11 protein-coding genes are annotated in these 9,928 nt (G+C 47.5%); 6 read left to right on the top strand and 5 right to left on the bottom strand.

Annotated features, from left to right (window positions below):
• The coding region (locus CMM32_10030) for a signal recognition particle protein (GenBank protein MBT07231.1) at window positions 1–453 on the bottom strand (453 nt) is incomplete at its 3' end.
• A 155-nt stretch (window positions 454–608) separates the two neighbouring features.
• Between CMM32_10030 and CMM32_10025 the strand changes: the two genes are divergently transcribed.
• Genes CMM32_10025 through CMM32_10005 form a run of 5 tightly spaced genes read left to right on the top strand, consistent with a single transcriptional unit; the run spans window position 609 to window position 4,585 of the window.
• The gene (locus CMM32_10025; protein MBT07230.1) at window positions 609–1,433 is read left to right on the top strand and encodes a diaminopimelate epimerase; all 825 of its coding nucleotides are present in this window, start codon (window positions 609–611) and stop codon (window positions 1,431–1,433) included.
• On the top strand, window positions 1,418–2,686 hold the full coding sequence (locus CMM32_10020) for a tRNA (N(6)-L-threonylcarbamoyladenosine(37)-C(2))-methylthiotransferase MtaB (protein MBT07229.1): 1,269 nt from the start codon (window positions 1,418–1,420) through the stop codon (window positions 2,684–2,686). The genes CMM32_10025 and CMM32_10020 overlap by 16 nt, the downstream gene beginning before the upstream one ends.
• Window positions 2,683–3,621, top strand: coding sequence for a signal recognition particle-docking protein FtsY (locus CMM32_10015; GenBank protein ID MBT07228.1), 939 nt, complete (start codon window positions 2,683–2,685; stop codon window positions 3,619–3,621). Before CMM32_10020 ends, CMM32_10015 begins: the two co-directional genes overlap by 4 nt.
• Window position 3,622: 1 nt before the next feature.
• Window positions 3,623–4,177 carry a septation protein A gene (locus CMM32_10010; protein MBT07227.1) on the top strand — a complete coding sequence of 185 codons (555 nt, stop codon included), beginning with the start codon at window positions 3,623–3,625 and terminating at the stop codon, window positions 4,175–4,177.
• A 36-nt stretch (window positions 4,178–4,213) separates the two neighbouring features.
• Window positions 4,214–4,585 (top strand): aldehyde-activating protein, encoded by a 372-nt coding sequence (locus tag CMM32_10005; GenBank protein MBT07226.1) that lies wholly within the window; start codon window positions 4,214–4,216, stop codon window positions 4,583–4,585.
• Between the two features lie 35 nt (window positions 4,586–4,620).
• Here the strand turns inward: CMM32_10005 and CMM32_10000 are convergent, their stop codons facing one another.
• Window positions 4,621–5,415: a hypothetical protein gene (locus CMM32_10000; GenBank protein ID MBT07225.1), complete on the bottom strand. Its 795-nt coding sequence runs from the start codon at window positions 5,413–5,415 to the stop codon at window positions 4,621–4,623.
• A 130-nt stretch (window positions 5,416–5,545) separates the two neighbouring features.
• Between CMM32_10000 and CMM32_09995 the strand changes: the two genes are divergently transcribed.
• Window positions 5,546–7,141 (top strand): lysine--tRNA ligase, encoded by a 1,596-nt coding sequence (locus CMM32_09995; GenBank protein ID MBT07224.1) that lies wholly within the window; start codon window positions 5,546–5,548, stop codon window positions 7,139–7,141.
• On the opposite strand, the gene CMM32_09990 is transcribed toward CMM32_09995, so the two are convergent.
• From CMM32_09990 to CMM32_09980, 3 genes are all read right to left on the bottom strand, one after another.
• Window positions 7,127–7,687, bottom strand: a complete 561-nt coding sequence (locus CMM32_09990; GenBank protein ID MBT07223.1) for a hypothetical protein — start codon at window positions 7,685–7,687, stop codon at window positions 7,127–7,129. The two genes, CMM32_09995 and CMM32_09990, sit on opposite strands and share 15 nt — an antisense overlap.
• A gap of 111 nt (window positions 7,688–7,798) precedes the next feature.
• Complete coding sequence (argF, locus tag CMM32_09985) at window positions 7,799–8,716, bottom strand: ornithine carbamoyltransferase (GenBank protein MBT07222.1); 918 nt, start codon at window positions 8,714–8,716, stop codon at window positions 7,799–7,801.
• Window positions 8,716–9,882 (bottom strand): acetylornithine transaminase, encoded by a 1,167-nt coding sequence (locus CMM32_09980; protein ID MBT07221.1) that lies wholly within the window; start codon window positions 9,880–9,882, stop codon window positions 8,716–8,718. The genes argF and CMM32_09980 overlap by 1 nt, the downstream gene beginning before the upstream one ends.
• Window positions 9,883–9,928 lie beyond the last annotated feature (46 nt).

Here is a 9,928-nt window from a genome sequence, read left to right as displayed (position 1 = left end):
CAATACAGCGAGTTGCTCTTGTGCAGCGGGACGATACACGTCAAGTGATGCTAACAAAATTTTTTTCTTGTCCCGTTTCTGTAACCTGGAGGCAAGCTTAGCAGCAGTTGTGGTTTTTCCAGCCCCTTGAAGTCCCACCATCATAATTACCGACGGTGGGTTACTAGCCAACCTGATAGGAACTAAATCCTTGCCCAACAGTTCAACCATCTGGTCATGAACTATCTTGACCACCATCTGCGCAGGAGTGACACTTTTCAAAACCTCTGACCCGATAGCTTTAGATTGAACACTACCGATAAAATCCTTAGCAACTGGAAGGGCCACGTCTGCCTCAAGAAGAGCCACGCGCACCTCTCTCAAGGCCGCATTAACTTGCTCCTCCGTTAAGGCACCACGTTTCTTAAGACGCCCAAAAACGTCACCGAGCCGATCAGACAGGGTATCAAACATAACCTAAAACCATCTATAAATAGGGCAAATGGGGAAGTCCTGCCCTCCCCAACGGGCCGTAGAGAACGACATGTAGCATGTTAAGTCAAGCAAGGTCCTGACACAATTCTTTTCAGGGGTGGACGAAATAGGCTCAAGACCCTTATAACGCCCGAATGACATCACAGTCCTTCATAAAAATGCACGCGTTAGGTAACGACTTCGTGATACTAGACGCACGAAAGACACTAGTCTCACTTACCAATGATCAAGTGCGTTTCTTGGCCGATCGGAATAGAGGGATTGGCTGTGATCAAGTAATTCTGCTCGAGCAATCCCAAAGGGCTGATCTCTTCATGAGGATCTTTAATGCCGACGGTGGGGAAGTGGAGGCCTGCGGGAACGCGGCACGCTGCATAGGGCTCTTGCTAATTGAAAAAGAGGGCCATCGGAAAGCTTCGATTGAAACACAGGCTGGATTGCTGCGTTGCACCTCTGCCGACAATAATCAAATTACTGTGGATATGGGTACGCCGCGACTAGATTGGGAAGACATACCCCTCGCCAAGAAACAGGATGTTCTTAACTTAGACATTGAGGTGGGCCCTCTAAAGAATCCCGTAGCTGTGAATATGGGCAATCCCCATGCGGTATTCCTGGTGTCCGATTGCTCCTCCGTTGACCTAAAACAATTTGGACCAATACTGGAAACAGACAGCACCTTTCCGGAAAAAGCTAATATAAGCATCGCCGAAATTATTGATGCTGAAAATATTCGACTCCGTGTCTGGGAAAGAGGAGTCGGTATTACTTTGGCGTGTGGAACAGCCGCCTGTGCGACTCTGGTTGCAGCTAACCTGCGAGGTGCCATAGGTCGGGAAGCTAAGATGCGCCTAGACGGAGGCACCCTGCAAGTTTGCTGGCAAAAGGATGGGAGAGTAATGATGACGGGACCAGCTACAATGAGCTTTAGCGGCTCCTTAGAATGGCAAAGTATGTGATGTCCACTTCCCCTTCTAAAGCTCGCGTTATTACCTTTGGCTGCCGACTGAACTCCTACGAGTCTTCTGTTATTCGCAACAATGCCCAAGCCTACAACGACCAGGAAACTATTGTAGTCAACACCTGCGCCGTCACTGCAGAAGCCGAAAGACAAGCACGGCAAGCCATTCGCAAGGCCCGCCGGGAACAACCTAGGGCAAAAATTATTGTCACTGGCTGTTCAGTGCAGATTACCCCCGACACTTATGCGAGAATGCCGGAAGTCGATGTAGTTGTAGGCAATCGAGAAAAATTAAGGCCCCAGCTTTTTGAAGCAACCACGGCTGGAGTAAACGTAGCTAACATCATGCATACAGATGGTTCTGATCTCACCATTCAGCCAAGCAAGGACAACAGAACCAAAGCCTTTGTGCAGGTCCAAACAGGCTGCGATCATCGATGCACTTTTTGTATAATACCTTACGGCCGGGGCAATAACCGCAGTGTGCCTATAAAAAGAATTCTTGAAGAAATTAAATCTTTAGTTCTTGAGGGCTGCAATGAGGTGGTCCTGACTGGGGTGAATATCACCTCCTATGGTTTTGACCTGGAACCCCAAACCACATTTGGTTTCCTAGTGAAGACCATCCTGCAAAAGGTTCCAGGCCTCAAACGCCTGCGTCTCTCGTCTTTAGATCCAGCGGAAATCGACGACACTCTTTGGCAGGTGTTAGCTAAAAATGAACGGCTCATGCCTCACCTACATTTAAGCGTCCAGGCAGGCCACGACCTTATCCTCAAAAGGATGCGACGACGTCATAGCCGCAGCGATATCCTATCCTGTGTTCGAAGAGCCCGGCTCCTTAGACCCAACATAACCTTTGGGGCTGACTTAATTGCGGGCTTCCCCACCGAGACACAATCTATGTTTGAGTCGACCCAGGACCTTATTGAGGAATGTAACTTTGAGTTTCTCCATGTATTCCCGTACTCAATTCGAAAAGGTACTCCCGCAGCTCGAATGCCTATGGTTCCAATGGAACTTCGTTCCGAACGGGCAAAAAACCTTCGATCTCTGGGGCAACACATCCAAGCTTCTTTCTTCAGCCAATCATTAGGGAATAAGGCAGCCGTTCTACTCGAAACATCTAACTTTGGACGGACAGAAAACAATATCCCAGTCGAGTTACTAACACCAGACAAACCCAATAGTATTAAAACTGTGGCTCTAACACGTGTAAGGGACAAGGCTATCCTGGGCAGGATAGTATGAACCAACGAAATTGGCTTACTCGGCTACGAGTTGGCCTTGGAAGGTCGTCGAAAACCTTAAGTGAAGGCATCGCCGGCATTTTCCAAAGCCGGCAGATTGACCCAAAAACTCTAGAAGAACTTGAAGACCTTCTTATTACAGCTGACCTAGGCCCTCAAGTGGCCGCCGCCCTCACTCATTCCCTAGGAAGTGCAGGTGCCTCTAACACCACGAGCCCCCTATCCATAAAAGGGCAACTAGCCCAAAATATACGGGGGATTTTGCAACCCCTAGCTCAACCCATAGAGCTTGCATCTACCTACAAGCCAACCGTGCTGCTTTTTGTTGGTGTCAACGGGACAGGAAAAACCACCACAATTGGCAAACTTGCAGCGCAACTAAACCAAGATGGTAATAAAATTGGTATCGTAGCCGCGGACACCTTTCGTGCAGCCGCCACCGAACAACTTCAACGTTGGGGAGAGCGTGCTGGATGCCCGGTCTTTACCGGACCCCAGGACTCTGACCCCTCAAGCCTGGTATATAGTGCAACACAAAGCGCCCAAAATAAGGGTTTTGACGGGCTCCTAATTGACACTGCGGGACGGCTTCACACCAAACATAACTTAATGCAAGAGCTAATTAAGATGACCCGAGTACTAAATAAACTCAATCCCTCATATCCCCATGGTACCATCCAAGTATTAGACGCTACCACAGGCCAGAATGCCCTCAGTCAAGTAGCCTCATTCAATGAAGCAGTGCCTATCTCTGGTTTAATTGTCACCAAGTTAGATGGATCAGCAAAGGGGGGAGTGATAATAGCTCTCGCCGATCGATTCGGCCTACCCATACATGCAATTGGAGTCGGAGAGGATATCTACGACCTACAAGCTTTTGTAGCCGAGAAGTTTGCAGAAGAGCTTCTCGGCCTCAACAACGAGGTTTCTGAATAATATGAATCAATTTCTCAAGCTACTTTTCGAACTCGGTCCCTTGCTAGTATTTTTTTTAGTCAATGGAAAATATGGGATATTCCCAGGCACAGCTGCTTTCATGGCTGCAGCAGCGATTGCTATTCCCAGCATGTGGATTATTGGGCGGGAAATTCCGATCATGCCGATTGTTTCAGGAGTTTTTCTGCTAATTTTTGGGGGCCTTACTCTCTACCTGCAAGACGAAACTTTCATTAAACTTAAACCAACTTTGGTAAACATACTTTTTGCTATGATCCTATGGACTGGATTATTTTTCCGCCGGCCCTTACTCAAATATTTGTTCGGCAGTGTTTTTGCGTTGTCTGATATAGGGTGGCGCTCCCTCACACTGCGCTGGAGTTTCTTTTTTCTACTTCTTGCCTTGCTAAACGAAATAGTTTGGCGAACTCAAAGTACTGAAATTTGGATACAATTTAAGCTATTTGGCGTACTTCCGTTGACACTTTTATTCAGTGCGGCACAACTCCCGTTAATGAACCGCCATAAAATAGATTCGATCCAAAAAAAGCTATAATGTCACATGATCTAATCATTCGCTGGAGTCGCATCAATGAGAACCTATCGAGGGGGCTGCCATTGTGGCCAGGTAAAGTTTGAGTTCGACGGACCTCAACATCTGACAGCACTTGAATGCAACTGCTCAATTTGCAGCATGTCAGGATTTTTACACGTCATTGTTAAAAAGGAAAAATTCAGACTGGAAACGGATATAGACAGTCTAAATACCTACCAATTTAATACTTACAATGCTCAACATATCTTTTGCCCGAAGTGCGGGGTAAAATCTTTTTATATTCCCCGTTCCCACCCCGACGGCTTTTCCATAAATTTGCGCTGCCTCTCCAACATTAATGGAGATGACATTACCATTCAGAATTTTGATGGGGCCAACTGGGAAAATTCTATAGGCGGCCTTTCGTAGGAACTGTGACGCCCAGACAACACTTTGGCCTATAATTAGGACCCGTCCTTCTTAGCAAAAGGCACTCGTAAGAGACCCCCAAAAGTCTGCCATTTTTTTGAACGATACTCAGCCAACCCGAGGCACATTTCCCTATGGGTCAGCCTAGGTTCCTCCCGGTAGGTGGTAAATATCCGATCCCACCAACTCAAGAAAAAACCAAAATTACTATTTGTCTCACCCTCCTCTATTGAGTGGTGGATCCTATGCATATCAGGTGTCACCACGAAATACCGCAAAATGATTTCAGAGCGGCGGGGCATTAAAATATTTCCATGGGTAAAAATAGCACTCCCACTAAGCACAATCTCAAACACGACCGTAGCAAGAGGTGCCGCACCCAGAATAGCAATCACGAATATTTTGATACCCATGGATAATATGATTTCTATAGGATGGAACCGAACACCGGTACTGATATCAAATTCAACATCCGTGTGGTGCATACGGTGTATTCGCCAGAGCAGGGGCACAGAATGTAGCATTTTGTGTTGCCAATAAATCGCTAGGTCTAAAAGCACTAGCGTAAACAGCATCTCCAACCAAAAAGGAAGAGAAAGGATATTAAACAAGCCCCACCCAGTCTCCTGAAAAAATACGGCAATGCCGACCAGGGCAGTCGGGAAAATCAAGCGCAGGAGTGCCGTATTGAAAAGGACAAGACCAAAGTTATTTGCCCAACGGAACAAGATCGAACGGAGTCTGCCCCGGCGCGGGGCTGCAAATTCCCAGACACCTATTAGGATCAAAATCCCCAAGAAAAAGCCCAGTCGGGCTGAACTATCATCCACTTTCTTTCATCCTTGGAATTGGTGTTGGAAACATTTGACGATTGATCCGCCCACACAAAAGCACCCCATTGACGCCGAAGAGGACGAAGCCTAGGGTCCACAGCCCATACAGTTGGAAGTTGGTTACCATATGTCTAACATGCGCACCCTTGCGGAAAACAGCAAGGCCTGGCCCTTCATTGAGGCCCGAAAGATTATCGAACGATATGAAAGTGCTCCTCCAGAGAAGGGCTTCGTGCTCTTTGAAACTGGTTACGGGCCATCTGGATTGCCGCATATCGGAACGTTCGGGGAAGTAGCCCGTACGACCATGGTACGTCATGCATTCCGCCAAATGTCAGACCTACCTACAAAATTAGTGGCTTTCTCAGATGATATGGATGCGCTACGTAGCGTCCCTACAAACGTGCCTGGACAGGAGATGCTGGCGGCGCATTTGGGCATGCCTTTAACCTCCGTACCTGACCCATTTGATAAATACGAGAGCTTTGCACATCATAACAATGCTCAACTTAGAGCTTTTTTGGACCAGTTCGAATTTGAATATGAATTTTACAGCGCAACCGAGTGCTATAAAACAGGCATATTCGATTCTACTCTGCTAGAAATTTTGGCACTCCACGACGAAATACGAGCATTAGTGCTCCCCACTCTGGGGGAAGAACGGCAAGAAACTTATAGCCCATTCCTTCCCATATGCGCACACACTGGAAGAGTGCTCCAAGTGCCCGTCATTCGAACAGACCCAGTTCACGGAACAATAACCTATCGAGATCAAACAAGTGAGGAAATTGAAGTTTCAGTGACGGAGGGAAACTGTAAACTCCAATGGAAAGCAGACTGGGCCATGCGATGGAAGACGTTTGCTGTGGATTATGAAATGTCAGGGAAAGACCTAATCCCCTCACTACAGTTATCCAGCCAAATCTGCGCTTTACTCAGCGCAAACCCTCCTGAAAACTTGACCTACGAATTGTTTTTGGATGAGAACGCCCAGAAAATATCAAAGTCTCGGGGAAATGGCCTAACAATTGACGAATGGCTCAAGTATGGCCCCACATCCAGCTTAGCTTATTTTATGTTTCAATCACCCAAAAAAGCAAAACGCCTCTATTTTGACGTAATACCCAAGAACGTTGACGACTATCTGCATCACTTAAATCGTTTCCAATCCGAAGAAAGTGAAAAGCGAGTCGACAACCCCGTGTGGCATATCCATAGCGGAAACCCTCCTAGCAACGGATCACCATTAACCTTCAACTTACTGCTGAACCTAGCCGGTGTTTGCCACGCGGAAGATAAAGAAGTCCTCTGGGGATTTATAAGCCGATACTCACCGCAATCAAATCCTGGAACCGACCCCATTTTAGACAAACTAGTTGGTCATGCACTTGAGTATTATAATGACTTCGTTGCGCCTAAACAAAATTATCGGAGACCGACTGGAATTGAGCAGAAAGCTCTAAAGGATCTAGCGGACAGCCTATCACGGCTACCTCCATCATCCCCAAGTGAAACGATTCAAACTGTCATTTATGATATTGGGAAGAAGCATAACTTTACGGAGCTCCGAGACTGGTTTAGAGCCCTATACGAGACCCTCCTGGGCCAGAGCCAAGGGCCACGAATGGGCTCATTCATTTCCCTTTACGGCCAAGAAGAAATGGTGGAACTAATTCACAAAGTTTTAAGTGCTGAGAATGGGAAGGGACTACCTAAGGAATAGATGAAAGTGTTTATCTATCTGTCGTGAAGCCTCAGAATCAAACGCATCTAAAAGCGCTTGGGTGACGTAAAACATCGCGTAGTCCCTATCTGTCAAACTGGCATCCTCAGCTAAGGTTCTACTAGCCGATGAATAAGCTACAATACTTCCCAAAGAAGCATTCTGTGCATCCAACACCTCTAAAGTAACTGAAAGTGTCCCCACAAAGTTAGCACCCTGTTCTAAGATAAACAGGGCTTTAAAATCTTTATTAGTGTCTAATGATTTACCCTCAATACTTCCATCAGCTATTGTCACAAGGAGCGTGCCTTCCTGACCCACTGCGCGAAATCGCGCCGAAGCCCAACTTCTAATGGCATCGGCCGGAGTGACTGGAGAAAGGTGCTCAACGTACGGATCATTGAATGGTGATCGGTATCGGTTAATAACCTCAATCGCGGCCACATCTACCAAATAGGGCGGAATATCCTTGAAGTGCAGAGACAGGCTGGTTTTTTGGAGAGGGGGGCTACTGCAGGCAAATAGAAAAAAAGTCCCCACACTCATTATTGCTAAGTTTCCAACACAGCAGAACAGCTTCCGCAGTTGGCCAACAGTCACCGAAAATTGTACCTTCATGCCTAACTCAATTCTTTGCAAAAAAGTGCGTTTACAAAGCTAATCCCCATCACTCAGACACCAACGTAAAATTCCTTTTTGTGCATGCAATCGATTGCCCGCTCCCTCCCAAACAATAGAATGAGGACCATCAATAACCCTTGCCGTAACTTCCTGACCACGATGCGCTGGAAGACAATGCATAAATATAGCTCCCGACTTCGCCCGTGCCATCAAATCCTCATTAACCTGGAACGGCGCTAATACCGTTTGACGTTCGGCATCATCGTCCAAACCCATGGAGAACCACGTATCGGTAACCACACAGTCAGCATCCGAAACAGCCTCCACCGGATCTTGGCTCACAGTAACCCTGCCACCCTCGCTCTCCGCCCACCTGACAACATCAGGGTCCGGGCCCAACGTTTCTGGGCAGGCCAGTCGTAACTCAAAACCAAATCGAACCGCTGCATGGACCCACGACGTAGCCACATTGTTACCATCCCCTGACCAAGCTACCACTCGACCCGCGATAGGGCCCCTATGCTCCTCAAACGTCATTATGTCAGCCATAAGCTGACAAGGGTGACTTTTATCTGTTAAACCATTTATTATCGGAACCCGCGAGAACCTAGCTAGCTCATGTAATGTCTCATGGCGCTCAGCCCGAATCATTATGCCGTCCACGTACTCTGATAACACACGTGCAGTATCGGCCATAGACTCGCCGCGACCCAATTGTGTATCTTCAGGAGATAAAACCACTGTCTGGCCGCCCATTTGACTCATCGCAACCTGGAAGGAAACCCGTGTCCGGGTCGACGGCCTCTCAAAAATTAGCGCTAGTACTTTGCCCTTCAAAGCCTTCTCATCCAACTCCGCTGTACCCAATTTCAGGGCAGTTGCTGAATCCAAGATGGCTCTCAAACTCGCTGAGTCCAGTAAATCTAAATCCAAAAAATATGAGCCCCCATTCATCAGGCGAGTTCTTTACAAGCTTTAGCTAGAGCATCTTGAGCTTCATTAATTTGCTTCTTTTCAATGTTTAGCGGCGGTAAAAAACGCACAACATTATCTCCCGCAGGTACGGTAAGAACCTTTTGCCGGCGTAACTCGTCCACCAACTCAATGTTGGATGGGCCACATTTCATTCCGATCATCAGGCCCTTACTTCGTACACTTACAAGAATTGATGGAAAATCTGCCGCCACCTCGTCCACTGCAATCCTAAGTTGATGTCCCGAAACCGAAATTTGGTCCAAAAACCCATCAGCCAACAATATATCTAACACGGCATTTGCACATGCTGCTGCGATTGGGTTTCCACCAAACGTACACCCATGTGTCCCTGGCCCCATTCCAGCAGCAGAGCGATTCGTCGCCATTACAGCTCCTATTGGGAAGCCGCCGCCCAGCCCTTTTGCCAACCCCATAACGTCCGGTTTGACTCCGCTAGCTGTATGTCCAAATAGGTCGCCTGTCCGCCCCACACCGCACTGCACCTCGTCAAACAATAATAACAAACCCTCCGAATCCGCGATTTTTCGTAACTCCCTGAGAAAACCATTCTCGCTAGGGAATATTCCACTTTCACCCTGAACAGGCTCAACCAAAATAGCAGCTGTCTCCGAAGTTACTGCCGCTCTAACAGCTTCCGCATCCCCAAAAGGTACCCTATCAAAACCCTCTGTCATGGGACCAAACCCTTCTTGGCCTTTGGGGCTATCACTAGCGGAAATAGTCGCCAGAGTTCTTCCATGGAAGGCACCCGAGAATACGATTATCCGATAGCGGTCAGGTTTGCCAACATGACTTTGATATTTCCGAGCTGTCTTGATAACCCCTTCCATAGCTTCCGCACCCGAGTTACAGAAAAATACTAGTTCCGCAAAACTGTTGGCGCAAAGCCTATCCGCCAAACGTTCCTGTTCCGGAATCACATATAGGTTGGATGTATGCCAGAGTTGCCTCGCTTGTTCAGTCAGAGTTTTTACTAGATGAGGATGAGCATGTCCGAGCCCGGTAACCGCAATACCGCTAGTGAAATCCAGGTACCGATCACCATCAGACGTGAACAAATAAGAGCCCTTACCCACCTCAAAAGATATATCAACACGCCCATAAGTCGGCATCACCGAGGTCATTACGTCAACCCTCCCTCAAATTTTCATAACGGATAACGCGTCTACC

It is taken from the genome of Rhodospirillaceae bacterium, assembly GCA_002728255.1.
Lineage (GTDB): Bacteria > Pseudomonadota > Alphaproteobacteria > UBA7887 > UBA7887.
The sequence above is the reverse complement of the archived record's forward strand: the minus strand, read 5'-3'. Positions and strand labels throughout refer to the sequence as shown.